The organism is Ideonella oryzae, assembly GCF_024055665.1.
GTDB lineage: Bacteria > Pseudomonadota > Gammaproteobacteria > Burkholderiales > Burkholderiaceae_C > Ideonella > Ideonella oryzae.
Window position 1 is genome coordinate 197,362 of the sequence record NZ_JAMXMC010000006.1, and the last position, 18,725, is coordinate 216,086.

Below are 18,725 nucleotides of genomic sequence, written 5' to 3' on the forward strand. Positions count from 1 at the left end.
TGGCGCGGGCCAAGGGCTCAGGCCGCCGCTTCGGCGGTGCCGGTGAAGGCACCCTGCCGGATCTGCGCGTCACCGCGCGGTTGGTGGACGAGCTGGCCGCTGGCAATGCGCTGGCGGTAGTCGGTGAACCAGGACAGCGCGGCCTTCTCGATGAACTCGTGGGCGTAGGCATCCACCGGCTCGATGCCGGCGGCGCTCAGCTCGTCACGCGGGCAGGCGCCGATCTTGGCCACCAGCACCGCATGGCAGTCGTTGATTGCCTTGACGATGGAAGGGAGCTGCTCGTCCTCGCCGTAGCCGCCCTGGCAGTACAGGTCCACCCGGCGGTGACCGACGAACAGGGCCTGCGCCTGGCTGACCTCGAAGATCTGGAACTCGGTGGCGTGGCCGAAATGCTGGTTCACCTTGCCATGGCCTTCGGTGGCCACGGCGACCAGCACCTTCATGTCCGGGTCCACGCCATCGTCGTTGGCCGCAGCGGCCAGCGCGTCGGCCTTGGCCGCGACCTGGGCCTGCCGCTCGGCCTCGACCTGGTCCTGGTAGGCCTTGCGCTTGTCCAGGTCGTAGACGACTTCCATCTCCTCGATCTTGTCGAGGGTGAATTCCTCGGAGCGGTCCTCGCCCAGCAGGCCCACCGCGTCGGCGCGGCACTGGCGGCAGTGGCGCATCAGGTTGGCGCCGCCCATGCAGGCGTCCTGCACGGCCTTGAGCTCCTGGGCGGTCGGGCCGCGCTGGCCGGTCAGGCCGAACACCGTGCCGTGCTCGGCTTCCGAGATCAGCGGCATGATGTTGTGCAGGAAGGCGCCGCGCTTCTTGACCTCGCGGTTCACCTCGATCAGGTGCTCGTCGTTGATGCCGGGGATCAGCACCGAGTTGATCTTGGTGAGCACGCCGCGGGCGGTCAGCATCTCCAGGCCGAGCATCTGGCGCTCGTGCAGGATCTTGGCCGCCTCGTAGCCGGTGTAGCGCTTGTGGTTGTAGAAGATCCAGGGGTAGATCTTCTCGCCCACCGCCGGATCGACCATGTTGATGGTGATCGTGACGTGGTCGATGTTGTACTGGCAGATCTCGTCGACCTGGTCCGGCAGCGCCAGGCCGTTGGTGGACAGGCACAGCTTGATGTCGGGCGCCTGCTCATGGAGCATGCGCATGGTGTCGAAGGTCTTCTTCGGGTTGGCCAGCGAATCGCCCGGGCCGGCGATGCCCAGCACCGTCATCTGGGGAATCTCGCTGGCCACGGCCAGCACCTTCTTGACGGCCTGCTCGGGCGTGAGCTTCTGGCTGACCACGCCGGGGCGCGATTCGTTGCTGCAGTCGTACTTGCGATTGCAGTAGTTGCACTGGATGTTGCAGGCCGGGGCCACGGCCACGTGCATGCGGGCGTAGTGGTGGTGCGCCTCTTCCGAGTAGCAGGGGTGGTTCTTGACCTTGTCCCAGATCTCGGCGGGCATGTCATCGGGCCCACCCGATGAGCCACAGCTGGCCTTGCCGTCTCCGCCGGTGGTGCCGCAGCCCCCTCCGGTCTCGACGACTTCGCTGACGGCTTGGCGACCCTTCTTCAGGTCACCGATCGATACGAACGTGGTGTTGGCGGACATGGAGCACCTCGTGTGGTGGCAGGTGAACCCTCCATTGCGAGAGCTGTGCCAGGTAATTTCTCCTTCTGATTCAAGGACTTGCCTTTTTGTCGGATGCCCTCCGGGCTGTGTCGGTCGCGACAAAAGCGACAAGGCACGGAGCCCCTGGAATGCACAAGGCGGCCCGGGGGCCGCCTTGTGCTGGATCAAGCCACGACGCCGTCAGAGTTTGCGAACCTCGATGCGGTGCTTCTGCAGCGCATAGCCGAGCTGGCGCGGCGTGACCTTGAGCAGCCGCGCCGCCTTGGCCTGCACCCAGCCGCACTGCTCCATGGCCCAGATCAGGCGCTCGCGCTCGCCCTGCGGCGGCTCGGCGCCGAACTGACGCGGGGGCAGCACGCTGGCATCGGTCAGGCGCTCGGTGGGGCCGATGCGCATCACCGTGTCATCGTCATCCTCGTCATCGAAGAAGCTGTCGCCGTGCCCCGCAGGGACAGGCACGCGCCGACCATCGACCGGGATGCTGCTGCCATCCGGGCGGCCGACCTTGTTGACGGTGATGGTGGCGGCGGGTGCCACGGCATCTTCCTTCTCCATGTGGTGCAGCGTCTGCGTGAGGCAGCGGTTGCTCTTGCAGGGAAAGGCCAGATCGCGGATCGCCTCGCCGTGCACCATGGTGGCGGTGCGCTCGATGCAGTTCTGCAGCTCGCGCACATTGCCGGGCCAGTAGCAGTTGGACAGCACCTGCATGGCCTCGGGCGTCACCTTCAGGTGGCGGTGGTTTTCCTTGTTGTAGCGGTCCAGGAAGTGGGCCACCAGCGGCGGGATGTCGTCGCGCCGCTCGCGCAGCGGCGGCAGGAAGATGCTGACCACGTTGATGCGGTAGTACAGGTCGGCGCGGTACTCGCCACGCTGCACCATGCGTTCCAGGTCGCGGTTGGTGGCGCAGATCAGGCGCACGTCCACCTTGACCGGCCGGCTGCCGCCCACCCGCTCGAACTCGCGCTCCTGCAGCACGCGCAGCAGCTTGGCCTGGAAGCCCTGCGAGATGTCGCCCACCTCGTCGAGGAAGAGCGTGCCGCCATGGGCCAGCTCGAAGCGGCCCTTGCGCTCGCCCACCGCGCCGGTGAAGGCACCCTTCTCGTGGCCGAAGAGCTCGGACTCCAGCAGCGACTCGGTCAGGGCCGCGCAGTTGACCTTGATGAAGGGGGCGTCCTTGCGCGGGCTGAGGTAGTGGATCGCGCGGGCGATCTCCTCCTTGCCGGTGCCCGATTCACCCCGCAGCAGCACGGTGGAGCGCGAGGGTGCGGCCTGGTGCACCTCGGCGAACACGCGCTGCATGGTCTTGCTGTGGCCCACCACGTTGTCCAGCGAATAGCGCCGGCGCGGCGCCTCCTGGCTCAGCGCCTTCTGCAGCCGGGTGGTCTCCAGCTGCAGGCGAGCATGCTCGGCGGCCACCGAGCGGTGCAGGGCCAGCGACTGGGCCAGCAGCGTGGCCACCATCGTCAGCAGGCGCTGATCGTCCGAAAGGCGGGCCACGCCCTCCACCTCGCGCTGCGCCGCCAGCACGCCCAGCGTGATCTGGTCGGTGCGCAGCGGCATCACGATGAAGGCCAGCCGCTTGCCCTCCTGCGGGCCGAAGGCACCGGTGCGGTCGATGAACTCGGCGCTGTCCTGCACATTGGTCACGACGACCGGCAGACCCGATTCATAGACCCGGCCGATCACGCCCTCACCCACCGACCAATGGCCCCGCTCGATCTGATCGCGGCTCAGGCCGACGGCACTGTGGACGATCAGATCACCCTCGTCGCCGTCCGCATCCGCGTCGGCATCGGCCAGCACGATCATCGCGCGGGCCAGGCCCAACTGAGCGGCCAGGGTGTTGAGCGCGGCCCGGAAGGTGCGCTGGATGTCCAGCGAGTCGCCGAGGATGCGGCAGACCTCGTAAATGGTGCTCAGCTCCAGATGGGAGCGTTCCTGTGCGATGCGACTGATCACGGTGCACCTCCTGCTATCCCCAGCGAGCCTTTGCGGTGCATGCCACCGCGCGGGCATCCAGTCCATGCATCGTGTCGGCGCACAAGGCGCCTTGCGGGCTTGACCTGAGACATCAGCTGCAAGATTCCTGCCGCATCCTGGGGGAAACACCCAGGAAAACGGCGGGCCGTCCAGAAGGTTGACCCAAGTCAAACAGCCGCATGAATGCCGGTCTCACCAGGTCGCCGCGGAGGCCAGCAGGCGTTGCACAGGCTCGCCCTTTTCCAGGTGGCTGTCGAAGATCTCGCCCACGTCGGCGGGTGTCACGCCCTGGTACAGCACGGCTTCGGGATAGACCAGCACATTGGGGCCGCCATCGCAGGGCCCCAGGCAGCCGGAGTAGGTGATGGCCACCTGCTCATAGGCCTGGCGCTTCTGCAGCTCGCCCCAGAAGGCCTGCAGCAGGGGCGATGCCCCATTGGCGGCGCAGCTGCCGCGCGGGTGGCCCGGCGGACGCTGCTGGCTGCACACGAAGACATGGCGGGTGGGACGGGGCATGGTGAATTCCTTTCCAGTCGTGCGGCCGCCCGGCAGCTGAGCTGCCAGCGAGCGGCGTGTGTCGGGGGTGTTCAGGCCGGCAGCGCGTGCAGGCGCTTCTCGAGGGCGGCCATGTGCTCGCCCTCCTCGGCAGCGAACTCCTGGGCCAGGGCCTTGAGCTCGGCATCGGGCGTGGTGGCGGCCACGGCCGCGTACCAGGCATGGCAGCGGCATTCGCTGTCCAGGGCCAGCTTCAGGGCGCCGCGGGCATCGAGCGAGGCGTCGACGCCCACCCAGTCAGCCACCTCGGGCGAAACGCCGTCGGGCCACTGGAAGTCGCCCGGCGCCAGCTCGGGCACCTCGCGGAAGCCGCCGCGGGCCACGGCCTCGGCCAGGTGCTTGCGCGAGTAACCGGCCATCTCGGTGAAGAAGCGGCGGAGCTCGGCATTGCCTTCGGTGCCCATGGCCGCCGCCAGCTCTTCGTAGCGGCGGGCCGCCTCGCGCTCCAGCGTGATGGCGTGCGCGAGGAAGATTTCAACGTCCTGCATGGATGGATCAACCGAACTTGAAGAGGATGCCGTGGCCGCCGCGCGGGTACTCCCAGGCGACGTTGCTGTGCTCGGTGCAGATGACGCGGCAGCTGCCGCATTCCAGGCAGCCATCGGTGATCAGTGTCACCGTGCGGTTGCCCTCGGTCTTGTAGCAGGAGGCCGGGCAGACGTAGGTGCAGGCCTGGGACTGGCAGTCGTTGGCGCAGACCTCGGGGGCCTTGATCTGGATGTGCGGCCGACCGTGGTCGACCTTGTAGCGGTTCTGGAACAGCTTGTTCTCGACGTTGACAGCAGCAGTGCTCATGGCGCTCTCCGGTCAGGGGGTGTGGGGGACGGGCTCAGCGGAAGGCGCGCCAGAACTTGAAGGCGTCGCTCACCAGGCCGGTGAGGCGGCGGGCGCCCTTGAAGCTGCCGAGGATCTCGCGCTCCTTGGTCTTCTTGTCCACGCCATCGACGGTGAACATCGTCTTGGCCGCGCGGTTGATCAGCTCGGGGTAGGTGGTGAAGAACTGCGGCGTGGTGTGCAGCACATCCGGCATCGCCTTGTACTTCTTCAGGTCCTTCATCACGAAGGATTCGTCCATCTTGGTCTTGTAGAGCTTGAGGTTGGCCTCGGTGGGCGCCTTGTTGCCCTGCTTGAGCGCGACGATGGTCTCGCCGGCCAGGCGGCCGCTGGTCATGGCCAGGTTGGAGCCCTCGCGGTGCACCGCGTTGACGAAGCCGCCCGAGTCACCCACGATGATCCAGCCGTTGCCGTAGATCTTGGGCACCGCGTTGTAGCCGCCTTCTGGGATCAGGTGGGCGGCGTACTCCTTCATCTCGCCGCCTTCGATCAGCGGGGCGATGCTGGGGTGGACCTTGAGCTTCTCCAGCAGGGCGTAGGGGCTGGTGCGGTTCGGGTTGGCCTTGAAGTCCGACAGCAGGCAGCCGATGCCGATCGTCAGCGAGTCCTTGTTGGTGTAGAGGAAGCCGGTGCCGACCATGCCCTCCGTGACCTTGCCCATCAGCTCGATCACCACGCCCTCTTCGTCCTTGATGTTGAAGCGCTGCTGGATGACTTCCTCGGGCAGGAAGAGGATCTCCTTGACCGCCAGGGCCACGTTCTTGGCCTGCAGCTCGGGGTGGAAGCCCGCCTTGCGCGCCAGCGTGCTGTTGACGCCATCGGCCAGCACCACCACGTCGGCATAGACCTCGCCGCCCAGGCGGTCGCAGCGCACGCCGATCACGCGGTCCTTGTCCAGCAGCAGCTCGTCCACCGTGGTCTCGCAGACCAGCAGGGCACCGGCCTCGCGCACCTTGCTCGAGAACCACTTGTCGAACTGGGCGCGGATGATGGTGTAGCGGTTGTAGGGCGGCTTGTTGTAGTCGTCGCTGCGGTAGTGGGTGCCGATGAAGCTGTCGTCATCCATCACCCAGATGCGCTGCTCGATGATGTGGCGCTCCAGCGGGGCATCCTCGCGGAAGTCGGGGATGATCTTCTCCAGCGCATCGCTGTAGAGGATGGCCCCCTGCACGTTCTTCGAGCCCGGGTACTCGCCGCGCTCGATCTGCAGCACCTTCAGGCCGGCCTTGGCCATGGTGTAGGCGGCGGCATTGCCCGAAGCCCCGGCGCCGACGACGATGGCGTCAAACTTCTCTTTGGTAGCGGACATCGCTGTTCTCCTGAGGGATGAGGTTCAAGCCACCTTGCGGATCTGCTTGGCCAGGCGGGCCTCGAAGGCCTTGGTGAGGGCCGGCAGCACCTGCAGGGCGTTGCCGACGATGCCGAAATGGGCGAAGTCGAAGATGGGCGCGTTGGCGTCGGTGTTGATGGCCACGATCACGTCCGAGCTCTCCATGCCCACCCGGTGCTGGATGGCGCCGGAGATGCCGGCGGCGATGTAGAGCTTGGGCCGCACCGTCTTGCCGGTCTGACCGACCTGGCGCTCGGCCTCCACCCAGCCGGCCTGCACCACCGGGCGGGTGGCGCCCACCTCGGCACCCAGCACGCGGGCCAGGTCCCACACCAGCTTGAAGTTGTCCGGGTTCTTCAGGCCCTTGCCCCCCGAGACGATCACGTCGGCATAGGGCAGGTTGACCGTGTTGCGGTTGGCGTCGGGAATGAAGTCCAGCAGCTTGGTGACGATGTCGGTCTCCACCATGCCCAGCGTGGCCTCGGTGATGCTGCCGGTGCGGCTGTCGTCGCGGCGCGGCATGGGCGCGGTGCGCGGACGCATGGTGGCCATCTGCGGCCGGTAGGCCAGGGTCATGATGGTGCACAGCAGGCTGCCGCCGAAGGTCGGCCGCGTGGCGGCCAGCGCGCGGGTGGTGCCGTCGATGTTCAGCTCGGTGCAGTCGGCCGTCAGGCCGGTGCCCAGCGTGGTGGCCACCGAGCCGGCCAGGTCGCGGCCCATGGTGGTGGCGCCCAGCAGCAGGATCTCGGGCTGGTACTGGTTGACCAGGTCGGTCATGCCCTTGGTGAAGGGCTCGTTGCGGTAGCCCTTGAGCACCGGATCGCGCATCACGTAGCAGCTGTCGGCGCCGTAGGTGTAGGCTTCCTGGGCGAAGTCGTCGAGCTTCTCGTCGGGGCCGCCCATGACCACGCCGGCCACCGACACGCCCAGCTTGTCGGCCAGCTTGCGGGCCTCGCCCATCAGCTCCCAGCTCACGGAGTGGACCTGGCCTCGGTCATGTTCGATGAAGACCCAGACGCCCTTGTAGCTCTTGAGGTGCTCGGGCAGTTCCAGGTTGCGGCCGCGGCCGGCAGGCTTCAGGGCAGGTTTGGCTTCACTCATGGTGTGACTCCCGGTCAGGCGGAAAGGTGGTCCACGATCTCCTGCTCCAGCATCGGGTGCTGGGTGAAGATCTTGTCGAGCAGGTTGAGCGTGACGTCGTTCAGGCTGGTGTCGGCCACGGTCATCATGTCGGCCTTCTCGCTGCGCGGCGTCGGGCCGAAGACCTTGCTCACCACGGTGGGCGAGCCCTTCAGGCCGATCTTGGTGACGTCCTCGATGCCGGCATCGTCCTTGTTCCACTTGCGCACCTGGAAGCGCGCGGCGCGCAGCATGTCGTCCATGGTGGCGAAGCGCATCTCGTTGGTGCCTTCGAGCATGGTGATCAGGCTGGGCAGCGTGGTGTCGAGCAGCTGCACGCCGCCCTCGGCCCGGCGCTCTACCTGGATGCGGCGCTTCTCCTGGTCCACCTTGACGATGCGGCTGACGTAGGTCAGCAGGTTCCAGCCCAGGCGCTTGGCAATGCCAGGGCCCACCTGGGCGGTGTCGCCGTCGATGGTCTGCTTGCCGGTGAAGACCAGGTCCACCGCCTGCTCCTCGTGGATCTTCTTGATCGCCGAGGTCAGGGCGTAGGAGGTGGCCAGCGTGTCGGCGCCGGCGAAGGCGCGGTCGGTCACCAGGATGGCGTCGGTGGCACCGAAGCTGATGCACTTGCGCAGCGCCTCCTCGGCCTGCGGCGGGCCCATGCACAGCATCGTCACCCGGCCGCCGAACTGGTCCTTCAGGCGCAGGGCCTCTTCCAGCGCGAACAGGTCATAGGGGTTCACGATGGCCGGCACACCCTGGCGCATGATGGTGTTGGTCACCGGGTGGACGCGGATCTGCGCCGAATCCGGCACCTGCTTGATGCAGACGACGATGTGCATGGAAGTCTCCGGTGGAGGTGGCGCGGCTCAGGCGGCGCGCAGGTTGGCGGAAGGGGTGGCGGCGGGCGCGGCCTCGCGGCGCTCGGCCAGGCTGTCGCGCAGCTTGGACAGCGAGACGTGCTGCTGGCCGCCGGCGTCCTGGAAGACCTTGAAGACCTTCTCGGTGGCGGCGTCGGACTGCACGAAGTCCTGGTAGGCCTGCACCAGCAGCTCGCGGTAGCGCTGGAACATGGCCAGCTCGTCCAGCCCGGCCAGGCCCTCGGCCTTGTGCAGGTACTGGTAGAAGCGCTTGAGGATGTGCAGGCGGTTCACGTTGACGACGCGCTCGTCGTACGGGACGCCGAAGAATTCGAGGAACTCGTTGGCACTGGACAGGGCCTTGAGTTGTTGGATGAAGTCGCTCATGGGTGGGTCTCCAGTCCGTCAGGCGGCCAATCGGGTGGCCAGGTCACTGGCCAACAGGGGGTTCAGGGCGGGGTGGTCTTCGCTGCCTTCCTGGCGGAAACGCAGCAGGTCGGCGTTCTCGGGCGGGCGCTTGGTGGCCAGCACATGGGCACGGATGTGCTCCAGCAGCGCGGGCACCTCGGTGGCCTCCAGCGCCAGGCCCAGCTGGGCGTAGGCGGCGATGACCGCGTGCGAGCCGCTGTGCTTGCCCAGCACCAGGGTGTGGTGGCGACCCAGCTCGGCGGGGTCGAAGCCCTGGTAGTTGCGCGGGTCCTTGAGCAGGCCGTCCACATGGATGCCCGACTCGTGGGTGAAGACGGCCTCGCCGACGATGCTCTTGTTCTGTGCCACCGGCCGGCCCGAGGCCCGGGCCACCAGGGCCGAGATGCCGGCCAGCGCCAGGCCGTCCACGCCGCTTTCCACGCCATAGAGGTGGCGCATGGCCATCACCACCTCTTCCAGCGCGGCGTTGCCGGCGCGCTCGCCCAGGCCGTTGACGGTGGTGCTCACATGGGTGGCACCGGCCCGCCAGGCGGCCAGGGTGTTGGCCGTGGCCAGTCCCAGGTCGTTGTGGGCGTGCATCTCGATGGCGATGTCCACCTCGCGGCGCAACGCGCCGATGCGGCGGGCCGTCTCGAAGGGGTCGAGGATGCCCAGGGTGTCGGCGTAGCGCACCCGCACCGCGCCGGCGCTCTGGGCGGCCGCGGCCACCTTGGCCAGGAAGCCGTCGTCGGCGCGCGAGGCATCCTCGAAGCCCACGCTGACCAGCGCACCGGCGTCGGTGGCGCGGTGCACATGGCGGATGACACTGGACAGCACCCAGGCCCGGTCCCGGCCCAGCTTGCATTCGATCTGCAGGTCCGACACGGGAATGGACAGGTGGACCAAGTCGGCCCCGCAGCGCAGCGCGCCCTGCAGGTCGGCCTCGCACATGCGGGCCCAGACCATGGTGCGGGCCTTCAGCCGCAGGCCCACGATGGCCTGGATCAGCTCGACCTCGTGCTCGCCCATGGCGGGGATGCCGATCTCCATCTCCGGCACGCCGGCGGCGTCCAGCGCCTGGGCGATGGCCAGCTTCTCCTCGTCGGTGAAGGCCACGCCTGCGGTCTGCTCACCGTCGCGCAGCGTGGTGTCGTTGATCGTGAAAGGCCAGGTCCGGTCGAAGGTGTCCATGTCGGCGTCCTCGTTGGATGGACCTTTCAACGCAAGCGGTGTGCCACCCATCCATTCACCGCCAATCGCTTGATTTGATTGAGTTTTCTCCCGAATCTCAAGCGACTTGATCGGCTGTGGGTTTTGTCACGTTGCCGACAGCCTGGGCGCAGGCTCAGGTCGAGAGCCTGTCGCAGCGGCCAACCACGGTGGGCAGCGGTGGGCGCTTGCCCGCGGCCGGGGGCGTGGAGGGTGCCGAGGGATGGGTGCGGCGGGCCGGGGCGCGCCGGCGCGCCTTTCCTGTCCGACTCACCGTGGGTGTCTGAACGAAGCGCGCCAAGCGCGCGCAGCGAGTTCCACGGTGCCGGCCTGGCGCATCCAGCCCGAGGGGCGTCCGAGCGCAGGCGAGGACCACCTGATCGCTCCCGGACGCGGGCAAGCGCTCGCCGCCGAGGCACGCCCTCAGCAGAGCGACCTCAGCACCGCAGCCCCCGGGGGGGATTCACTCCCGCGCGTAGTTCTTCGAGTACTTCGGAAGCTCTACCACCAGCGCCGTGCCATTGAGCTTGACGCAGCAGGACAGACGCGACTGGGCGTCCAGCCCCCAGGCGTCGTCGAGCTGGTCTTCCTCCTCCTCGTCGGCCGCCGGCAAGCCGGCCAGGCCTTCGCGGATGTGCACATGGCAGGTCGCGCAGGCGCAGACCTTCTCGCAGGCGTGCTCGATGGCCAGCCCGTGCTCCAGCAGCGCATCCACCAGCTTCTGTCCGGTGCGCGCTTCGAAGGACGCGCCGGCAGGGCACAGCGCCGGGTGCGGCAGCACCGTCACCGAGGTGGGCGGCTTGGCCGGCTTCGTGGCGAAGGAGTCTGCCAGGGCGTCGGGGGTGGCGGTCATGGTCGGCTCCAGAACGGAAGGGATGAAGAAGGCTCAGGCCGCCAGCCCATGCTCGGCGGGCGCCGTGCCCAGGGCGCCAGCCAGGGTGTCCAGCCGCTGGCCGGACAGCGCCTCGCGCACGCGGGCATCCATGCGGCGCCCTGCGAACGGCGTGGTGGCCTGGTTCAGCCCCTCGGTGGCCTGGCGCAGGCGCTCGCGCATCGTGCGGTGCTCGTGCAGCGACGGGCCTTCGCCCTCGGCGCATTCGGCCAGACCGTCGGCCACGTCCTGCATGGCCCGCAGGATGATGAACTGCTCGCGCGCCACCAGCAGGTGGCCGTCGGCATGCAGGGCGGCATCCACCGCGTCCAGCAGGCGGCGGGCTTCCACCTCGGCCTCGCGCAGCATGCGGGCGGCGGCGTCGGCCTCGGCGCTCTGGATGGCCGACTGCAGCATGCCGGCCACCTCGTCGTTGGCCAGGCCGTGGCTGGGCTTGACCTCGACATGGGCCTGCACGCCGGTGGTCTGCTCCTGAGCGGTCACGCTCAGCAGGCCGTCGGCGTCGATCTGGAAGGTCACGCGGATGCGCGCCGCCCCCGCCACCATCGGCGGGATGCCGCGCAGCGTGAAGCGCGCCAGCGAGCGGCACTCGCTGACCAGCTCGCGCTCGCCCTGCACCACATGCAGGGCCATCGCGGTCTGGCCGTCCTTGAAGGTGGTGAAGTCCTGCGCCCGCGCGGTGGGCACGGTGGAGTTGCGCGGAATGATCTTCTCGACCAGGCCGCCCATGGTCTCGACGCCCAGCGACAGCGGGCAGACGTCCAGCAGCAGCAGGCCGTTGTCGCCCACCGCCTTGTTGCCGGCCAACTGGTCGGCCTGGATGGCCGCGCCCAGGGCCACCGCCTGGTCGGGGTCGATGCCGGTGTAAGGCTCGCGGCCGAAGAGTTCGGCCACCGCGCGGCGCACCTGCAGCAGGCGGGTGGAGCCGCCCACCATCACCACGCCATCGACCTCGGTCGCCTTCAACTTGGCGTCGCGCAGCGCGCGCTTGACCGGGCCCAGCGTGCGCTCCACCAGCGGCCTGGTCAGGGCATCAAAGGCCGCCCGGTCCAGCGAGGCGGCGAAGGTCTGGCCCTGCGCCGCGCAGGTGGCGGTCATGGTGGCGCTCTCCTGGTCGGAGAAGGCCTCCTTGGCCTGGCGGGCCGCAGCGCGCAGTGCGCCGGCATCGGCCGGGCCCCAGGGCGCCGGGCACTGGGCCACGAACCAGTCCACCAGGGTCTGGTCGAAATCGTCACCCCCGAGCTGGGCATCGCCGTTGGTGGCCAGCACTTCGAAAACGCCGCGCGACAGGCGCAGCACGCTCACGTCGAAGGTGCCACCGCCCAGGTCGTAGACCACGTAGACGCCCTCGTTGGCCGTGTCCAAACCATAGGCCACGGCCGCCGCGGTGGGCTCGTTGAGCAGGCGCAGCACGGTGATGCCAGCGGCCTGGGCCGCGTCCTTGGTGGCCTGGCGCTGCGCATCGTCGAAATAGGCCGGCACGGTGATGACCGCGCCCACCAGCGGGCCGCCCAGCGCGGCCTCGGCGCGGTCCTTCAGGGCCCGCAGCACCTCGGCGCCCACGGCCACCGGGCTCTTCACGCCCACCACGGTGCGCACCCCCACGGCGCTCTCGCCCAGGGCTTCCAGCGCGTAGGGCACCACGCCGGGAGCGATGTCGCCCGGGGCCCGGCCGATCAGGCGCTTGGCCGAGGCGATGGTGTTGAATGGGTCCTGCGCAGCCAGCGCACGGGCGGCGTCGCCCACCGTCACCGTGCCATCGGCCGCGTAATGGACGACCGAGGGCAGCAGGCTGCGCCCGGCCTCGTCGCTCAGCACCACCGGCACCGCGCTGCGGACCGTGGCCACCAGCGAATTGGTGGTGCCCAGGTCGATGCCCACCGCCAGCCGGTGCTGGTGCGGCGCCGCCGCGCGACCGGGTTCAGCAATTTGCAGCAGCGCCATGGTGGGATCTCCCGGAAGTTGTCAGACCGCGAAGGACTCGCCGCAGCCGCAGTTGGCCGTGGCGTTGGGGTTGTGGAACTTGAAGCCCTCGTTGAGGCCTTCGCGCACCCAGTCCAGCTCGGTGCCGTCCACCAGGGGCAGGCTCTGGGCATCGACCAGCACCTTCACGCCCTCGGTCTCGAAGACCTGGTCCTCGGGATTGGCCGCGTCGGCGAACTCCAGCGCGTAGGCATAGCCGGAGCAGCCGCTGGTCTTGACGGCCACGCGCAGGCCGATGCCGCCGCCACGCTGCGTCAGCGCCTTCTGGATCTGCTTGGCCGCCTTGGGCGTCACGCTGAGCGTCATAGCCGTCTCCTTCAGACCGAGAACGAGCTGCCGCAGCCGCAGGTGCTGGTGGCGTTCGGGTTGCGGATCACGAAGCGCGAGCCTTCCAGGCTGTCCTCGTAGTCGATCTCCGCGCCGGCCAGGTACTGCAGGCTCATCGCGTCGACCAGCACCTTGATCGCGCCGCGCGCCACCTCCAGGTCGTCTTCCTTGGCGGTGTCGTCGAAGGAGAAGCCGTACTGGAAGCCCGAGCAACCGCCGCCGGTCACGAAGATGCGCAGGCGCAGATTGGGGTCGTTCTCTTCGGCCAGCAGCTCGCCGACCTTGCTGACGACGGCGTCGCTGATGTGGATGGGCGGCTGGCCGTCGGCGAAGACGGGCATCACCGGCGGCGTGGCCGGGGTGCTGCTGCAGCTGCTGGCGGCGCCGTTGGGCTGGGATTGGCAGGCCATGGGGAAATCTCCGTGTCGGGTGGGGTGTGTTCGGGGGGAGCGAGCCGGGGACGACCGGCCCTCAGGCGTTGGCCGGGGCGCAGGCGGGTTGTTCCAGCGTGCCGGTTCCACTCTTGCTGCGGTAGTCGTTGACCGCGGCCTTGATGGCGTCCTCGGCCAGGATGGAGCAGTGGATCTTCACGGGCGGCAGCGCCAGCTCCTCGGCGATCTGGGTGTTCTTGATCTCCAGCGCCTGGTCCAGCGTCTTGCCCTTGACCCACTCGGTCACCAGCGAGCTCGAAGCGATGGCCGAGCCGCAGCCGTAGGTCTTGAAGCGGGCATCCTCGATCACGCCGGTGGCCGGGTTGACCTTGATCTGCAGCTTCATCACGTCGCCGCAGGCCGGCGCGCCGACCATGCCAGTGCCAACGCCTTCATCGGCGGTTTCGAAGCCGCCCACATTGCGCGGGTTCTCGTAGTGGTCGATGACCTTGTCGCTGTAAGCCATGGGGTGCTCCTGAAAGAGATGGGGTCGGGTCAGTGCTCGGCCCACTGGACCGAGTTGAGGTCGATGCCGGCCTGGTGCATGTCCCACAGGGGGCTCAGGCCGCGCAGGCGCTCCACCGTCTCGCGCACCTGGGCGGCGGCACGGTCGATGTCCTGTTCGGTGGTGAAGCGGCCCATCGAGAAGCGGATGGAGCTGTGGGCCACCTCGTCGGACAGGCCCAGGGCGCGCAGCACGTAGCTGGGCTCCAGGCTGGCCGAGGTGCAGGCCGAGCCCGAGGACACCGCCACGCCCTTGATGCCCATCAGCAGCGACTCGCCTTCGACGAAGGTGAAGCTCATGTTCAGGTTGTGCGGGATGCGCCGGGTCAGGTCGCCGTTGACGATCACCTCGGGGATGTCGGCAAGCCTGTCCAGCAGCCGGTCGCGCAGCGCACGGATGCGCTCGTTCTCGCTGGCCATGTGCTCCTTGGCCAGGCGGTAGGCCTCGCCCATGCCGACGATCTGGTGCGTGGGCAGGGTGCCCGAGCGCATGCCGCGCTCGTGGCCGCCGCCGTGCATCTGGGCCTCGATGCGCACCCGGGGCTTGCGCCGCACGTACAGCGCACCGATGCCCTTGGGGCCGTAGCTCTTGTGGGCCGACAGGCTCATCAGGTCCACGCACTGGCTGTGCATGTCCAGCGGGATCTTGCCGGTGGCCTGGGCCGCGTCCACATGGAACAGCACGCCCTTGCTGCGGCAGAGCCGGCCGATGGCGTCGATGTCCTGCACCACGCCGATCTCGTTGTTCACGGCCATCACGGAGACGAGGATGGTGTCCGGGCGCATCGCCCCTTCCAGCACCGCCATGTCGATCAGACCGTTGGCCATGACCGGCAGGTACGTGACCTCGAAGCCCTCGCGCTCCAGTTCGCGCATGGTGTCCAGCACGGCCTTGTGCTCGGTCTGCACCGTGATCAGGTGCTTGCCCTTGGCCTGGTGGAACTGGGCCACGCCCTTGATGGCCAGGTTGTCGGACTCGGTGGCGCCGCTGGTCCAGACGATCTCGCGGGGGTCGGCCCCGATCAGCGCGGCCACATGCTCCCGGGCGATCTCCACCGCCTCTTCGGCGGCCCAGCCGTAAGCGTGGCTGCGCGAGGCCGGGTTGCCGAACTGTTCGTACAGGTAGGGGACCATGGCCTGGACCACCCGCGGGTCCACCGGCGTGGTGGCTGCGTAGTCCAGATAGATCGGCTTGGCGGTTTCCATCGTTGCGACTCCCGAAGGCTGTTCAAGCCTCAAGTCGCAACCCGCGTGCCAACCTGGCGCCTCTCCGCAGAAATTTCGCAAGTCCTTGATCTGATACGAATTTCCGACAAAACCATGTGGTCATCAGGGCCTTGGCGCCACCGCATCTGGCCGCCGGCACAAGGGACGCTGTGTGGTTTGTCGGCTATTCGACGCGGCGTGTCGCACACCCCGGCGGGCTCGCCCCGGGGACGAGGACCGTGGCACCCAATCTGCTTGGTGCACGGGTCCCCAGGAGAACGTGATGAATCTGTTCACCGGTGAAGCGGCCGACGAGTTGTTCGGCGGCGAGCCACCCGCCACCGTGCGACCGCTGCTGGCCCAGGCGCAGCAGGCCCCGCGCGAGGAGATTCCCCCGCTGCTGTGGGCCGCGCAGGCCAGCGCACCGCAGGCCCTGTCGGTCTACTACCTGCTCTACAAATGCCACGCCGGCCGGCGGGAATTCGCGCTGGCCGAGAAAGCCGCGCGGCTGGGCCTGGCCGAGGCGGCGCGGCAAGCCGGCCTGCCGGGCGACTGGCGGGCGGTGGCGCCCGGTGCGAGCGACTTCGCGGGCACCGGCCCGCAGCGCTTCTGGTTGTTCACGCTCAAGGCCCTGGCCTTCATCGCGGTGCGCAGCGGCCGTCCGGACGAGGCGCGCGCCCTGCTGGACCAGATCGCCCGGCTGGACCCGCAGGCCAGCGTGGGCGGCGAGGTGATCGCCAGCCTGCTGGCCAGCGTGACGGGGCCCCGCGCCGGATGACGCGCGGACGCCCGCTGGCGCGGGCTCAGGCCGCGAAGCGGAACAGCTCGGGCTGGGACTGGCGGTACACCCGCAGCCAGCTCAGCGTGGCCGGCACCAGCGAGCGCACGCCGAACCACAGCGCCTCGTCGCGTGCCGGCCCCTCGTCGCGCAGCGCGATGCCCATGCCGCGCCAGCCGGCCCAGTCGATCTCCGGCATGGCCTGGGTGGCGCTGCCGGGCAGGTCGCGCAGCATGGCGGCCAGCACGCCCAGCTGGCGCGTCACCTCGCCCCGGGTCAGGCGCGAGCCCAGCAGTTCGCCCTCTTCCAGCCCTTCGGTCAGCGTCAGCACAGCCGCGCCGGCCTCTTCGATGGACCCCAACATCGCGGCGGTGATCATGTGTGCCTCCTGTCTGGTGCTGTCGACAGGCCGAGCAGGTTTGATGCCAGGCCCAGCCCGCTAGACTGCACCCAGGCCCAGCCCCTCACCAGCCGGACCAACCCTGAGCGCCGCCCGCACAGATCCTCGAAAGCCATGGCCCCTTCCCGACGTTCCGCCCGCCCCGCCGCCAAGCCGGCCCTCAAGGGCAGCATCTCGCTGCAGACGCCGCTGGGCGCCGTGCTCAGCGAAAGCCGCATCCGGCTTCTCGAGGCCATCGACCGGGTGGGCTCGCTCAACCGCGCCGCACGCGAGGTGCCGCTGTCCTACAAGGCCGCCTGGGATGCCCTGGACACCATGAACCAGCATGCGCCCGAACCCCTGGTGGTGCGTGCCACCGGCGGCGCGGGCGGCGGCGGCACCCAGCTGACCGACTACGCCCGCCAGCTGGTGGCCCTCTACCGCGCCATGGAGAGCTCGCAGCAGGACATCCTCAACCGCCTGCCGGGCGTGCCGGCCGAGGGCGATGCACCGGCTCTGCGCACGCTGATCCGCCGCATGAGCATGCGCACCAGCGCGCGCAACCAGCTGGCCTGCCGGGTCCAGAGCCTGACGGACCGGGGCGGCCTGGTCGATGTGGCCCTGGACCTGGGCCAGGGCGATGTCTTCGTGGCCACCATCACCCCGGCCTCGGCCCTGTCGATGGAGTTGAAGATCGGCGACGAGCTGTACGCGCTGGTCAAGGCCCCGTCGGTGCAGGTGCTGGCCCGGCCCCCCCGGCGGCAGGCCGGTCACAACCGCCTGGCCGGCACGCTCGGCGCGCTGCTGCCCGGCCGCACCCACACCAGCTGCACCCTGCAGCTGGCGGAGGGCCTGGCGCTGGAGGCCAATCTGCCCAATGCCGAGGCTGCGGCACTCACCGTGGGCGCCCCGGCCTGGGCCGTGTTCGCCACCGACAGCGCGGTGCTGGTCACCTTCCGCTGAAGCCACGCCCGGGCGCCCGCCCGGATTGCGAACCGGACAGCGGACGCCTACGATGGTCTGGCCCGCACAGGGCGGGCGCGGCGGGAGTGCACCATGCGCTTGTCCATTGCCGGCCTGGGACGTCGCCCCCAGACCACCGGGGCCTCGGCGATCGCAGCCAGAGCCGCACGGATCGTCGCGCTGGCCAGCGGGATCGGTCTGGCCGGATGTGCGTCCCTGCCCTCCCCGTCTTCTCAGCCCCCCGCGCCGCCCTGGGAGGACGCTGCATTCACCCCGGTGGCCCTGGACACCAGCGCCCGCGACCTCTTTGCCCTGACGCCGGAGATGCGCCACTTCCTGCGCAGCGACCTGAGCGTGCTGCTGCACATGGAGGGGCGGCAGGAGGGCCTCTACCAGGCCCTGCGCAGCCAGCGCTACCTGAAGCTCGACTACGACGCCGCCCACACCCGCACCGCCGCCGAGGCCTTCCGCGACCGGGCCGGCAACTGCCTGTCGCTGGTCATCCTGTCGGCCACGCTGGCGCGCGACCTGGGCCTGTCGGTCAGCTTCCAGGAGGTGCTGGGCGAGGACAGCTGGGGCCTGTCGGGCGACTTCATCGTGGCCAGCGGGCACGTCAACCTGGTGCTGGGCCAGCGCAGCGGTGTGATGCTGGGCGACGAGAGCCAGGCCCGGGTGGTGGACTTCCTGCCCAGCGACCGGGCACGCGGCTACCGCACCCGCCGGGTGGGCGAGACCACCCTGGTGGCGATGTACCAGAACAACCGGGCGGCCGAGGCCCTGGTGGAAGGCCGGCTGGACGAGGCCTATGCCTGGGCCCAGGCGGCGGTGCGCACCGAGCCGCAGCGCACGGCCAGCCTCAACACCCTGGGCGTGGTCTACCAGCGCCGGGGGCTGCCGGCCGCCGCGGAACAGACCTGGCGTCTGGCGCTGGCCCTGGCTCCCGAGGACACCCGGGTGATGGGCAACCTGGTGGCACTGCTGCAGGCCCAGGACCGGCCGCTGGAGGCCCAACCCCTCTCGGCGCGGCTGGCCAGCCTGCAGAGCCTGGCCCCCTTCACCCATTACCGCGAGGGCCTGCTGGCCGCACGCGCGGGCGACTGGCCCCGCACCCGCGACGAGATGCAGCAGGAGATTGCCCGCAACCCGAACTTCCTGGAGGCGCAGGCCTGGCTGGCCCAGGCCTACCTGGCCCTGGGCGACCTGCCCGAGGCCCGGCGCCATCTGCAGCGCGCGGCGGAGCTGGGCGACACCCCGGCAGACCGCTCGCTCTACGCGGCCAAGCTGGCCCGTCTGAGCAAGGCCCCGGCCCCCTGAGCCCCCGGCACACCCCGGGGCCGCAACAGGC

At 69.3% G+C, this 18,725-nt stretch carries 20 protein-coding genes; 3 read left to right on the top strand and 17 right to left on the bottom strand.

Annotated features, from left to right (window positions below; translation table 11 throughout):
• Positions 1–17 precede the first annotated feature (17 nt).
• The 16 genes from nifB to M0L44_RS11810 all read right to left on the bottom strand — a co-directional run bounded on the left by nifB (position 18) and on the right by M0L44_RS11810 (position 15,260).
• Positions 18–1,598: a nitrogenase cofactor biosynthesis protein NifB gene (nifB, locus tag M0L44_RS11735; protein ID WP_252769892.1), complete on the bottom strand. Its 1,581-nt coding sequence runs from the start codon at positions 1,596–1,598 to the stop codon at positions 18–20.
• 201 nt (positions 1,599–1,799) lie between these two features.
• The gene (gene nifA / locus M0L44_RS11740; RefSeq protein WP_252769893.1) at positions 1,800–3,578 is read right to left on the bottom strand and encodes a nif-specific transcriptional activator NifA; all 1,779 of its coding nucleotides are present in this window, start codon (positions 3,576–3,578) and stop codon (positions 1,800–1,802) included.
• A gap of 213 nt (positions 3,579–3,791) precedes the next feature.
• Positions 3,792–4,115 carry a (2Fe-2S) ferredoxin domain-containing protein gene (locus tag M0L44_RS11745; RefSeq protein WP_252769894.1) on the bottom strand — a complete coding sequence of 108 codons (324 nt, stop codon included), beginning with the start codon at positions 4,113–4,115 and terminating at the stop codon, positions 3,792–3,794.
• A 71-nt stretch (positions 4,116–4,186) separates the two neighbouring features.
• Positions 4,187–4,642 (bottom strand): ferritin-like domain-containing protein, encoded by a 456-nt coding sequence (locus tag M0L44_RS11750; RefSeq protein ID WP_151123826.1) that lies wholly within the window; start codon positions 4,640–4,642, stop codon positions 4,187–4,189.
• Positions 4,643–4,649: 7 nt separating this feature from the next.
• Positions 4,650–4,949 (bottom strand): ferredoxin family protein, encoded by a 300-nt coding sequence (locus tag M0L44_RS11755; protein WP_022981353.1) that lies wholly within the window; start codon positions 4,947–4,949, stop codon positions 4,650–4,652.
• A gap of 34 nt (positions 4,950–4,983) precedes the next feature.
• The gene (locus M0L44_RS11760; RefSeq protein ID WP_252769895.1) at positions 4,984–6,297 is read right to left on the bottom strand and encodes an FAD-dependent oxidoreductase; all 1,314 of its coding nucleotides are present in this window, start codon (positions 6,295–6,297) and stop codon (positions 4,984–4,986) included.
• 24 nt (positions 6,298–6,321) lie between these two features.
• Positions 6,322–7,419 carry an electron transfer flavoprotein subunit alpha/FixB family protein gene (locus M0L44_RS11765; RefSeq protein ID WP_252769896.1) on the bottom strand — a complete coding sequence of 366 codons (1,098 nt, stop codon included), beginning with the start codon at positions 7,417–7,419 and terminating at the stop codon, positions 6,322–6,324.
• Between the two features lie 14 nt (positions 7,420–7,433).
• Entirely contained in the window at positions 7,434–8,282 is an 849-nt protein-coding gene (locus tag M0L44_RS11770; protein ID WP_252769897.1) for an electron transfer flavoprotein subunit beta/FixA family protein, read from the bottom strand.
• A gap of 27 nt (positions 8,283–8,309) precedes the next feature.
• On the bottom strand, positions 8,310–8,687 hold the full coding sequence (nifW, locus tag M0L44_RS11775; protein WP_252769898.1) for a nitrogenase stabilizing/protective protein NifW: 378 nt from the start codon (positions 8,685–8,687) through the stop codon (positions 8,310–8,312).
• An 18-nt stretch (positions 8,688–8,705) separates the two neighbouring features.
• A complete protein-coding gene (nifV, locus tag M0L44_RS11780) occupies positions 8,706–9,899 on the bottom strand; it encodes a homocitrate synthase (RefSeq protein WP_252769899.1) in 1,194 nt (397 codons plus the stop codon).
• A gap of 481 nt (positions 9,900–10,380) precedes the next feature.
• Positions 10,381–10,770 carry an ISC system 2Fe-2S type ferredoxin gene (gene fdx / locus M0L44_RS11785; protein ID WP_252769900.1) on the bottom strand — a complete coding sequence of 130 codons (390 nt, stop codon included), beginning with the start codon at positions 10,768–10,770 and terminating at the stop codon, positions 10,381–10,383.
• A gap of 33 nt (positions 10,771–10,803) precedes the next feature.
• Entirely contained in the window at positions 10,804–12,753 is a 1,950-nt protein-coding gene (gene hscA, locus M0L44_RS11790; protein WP_252769901.1) for a Fe-S protein assembly chaperone HscA, read from the bottom strand.
• Between the two features lie 21 nt (positions 12,754–12,774).
• A complete protein-coding gene (gene iscA / locus M0L44_RS11795) occupies positions 12,775–13,098 on the bottom strand; it encodes an iron-sulfur cluster assembly protein IscA (protein ID WP_022981361.1) in 324 nt (107 codons plus the stop codon).
• An 11-nt stretch (positions 13,099–13,109) separates the two neighbouring features.
• Positions 13,110–13,529 carry an iron-sulfur cluster insertion protein ErpA gene (gene erpA / locus M0L44_RS11800; protein WP_022981362.1) on the bottom strand — a complete coding sequence of 140 codons (420 nt, stop codon included), beginning with the start codon at positions 13,527–13,529 and terminating at the stop codon, positions 13,110–13,112.
• Positions 13,530–13,590: 61 nt separating this feature from the next.
• Positions 13,591–14,016 (bottom strand): Fe-S cluster assembly scaffold IscU, encoded by a 426-nt coding sequence (gene iscU / locus M0L44_RS11805; RefSeq protein WP_151123834.1) that lies wholly within the window; start codon positions 14,014–14,016, stop codon positions 13,591–13,593.
• 29 nt (positions 14,017–14,045) lie between these two features.
• Positions 14,046–15,260 carry an IscS subfamily cysteine desulfurase gene (locus M0L44_RS11810; RefSeq protein WP_252769902.1) on the bottom strand — a complete coding sequence of 405 codons (1,215 nt, stop codon included), beginning with the start codon at positions 15,258–15,260 and terminating at the stop codon, positions 14,046–14,048.
• Positions 15,261–15,543: 283 nt separating this feature from the next.
• On the opposite strand from M0L44_RS11810, the gene M0L44_RS11815 reads away from it, so the two are divergent.
• Complete coding sequence (locus M0L44_RS11815; protein WP_252769903.1) at positions 15,544–16,038, top strand: hypothetical protein; 495 nt, start codon at positions 15,544–15,546, stop codon at positions 16,036–16,038.
• Between the two features lie 25 nt (positions 16,039–16,063).
• Here M0L44_RS11815 and M0L44_RS11820 read toward each other — a convergent pair whose 3' ends face one another.
• Complete coding sequence (locus M0L44_RS11820) at positions 16,064–16,417, bottom strand: hypothetical protein (RefSeq protein WP_252769904.1); 354 nt, start codon at positions 16,415–16,417, stop codon at positions 16,064–16,066.
• 135 nt (positions 16,418–16,552) lie between these two features.
• Here M0L44_RS11820 and M0L44_RS11825 point away from each other — a divergent pair, with 135 nt between their 5' ends.
• Positions 16,553–17,380, top strand: a complete 828-nt coding sequence (locus tag M0L44_RS11825) for a TOBE domain-containing protein (RefSeq protein ID WP_252769905.1) — start codon at positions 16,553–16,555, stop codon at positions 17,378–17,380.
• A gap of 93 nt (positions 17,381–17,473) precedes the next feature.
• Positions 17,474–18,694, top strand: a complete 1,221-nt coding sequence (locus M0L44_RS22105) for a tetratricopeptide repeat protein (protein WP_290429052.1) — start codon at positions 17,474–17,476, stop codon at positions 18,692–18,694.
• Positions 18,695–18,725: the final 31 nt, after the last annotated feature.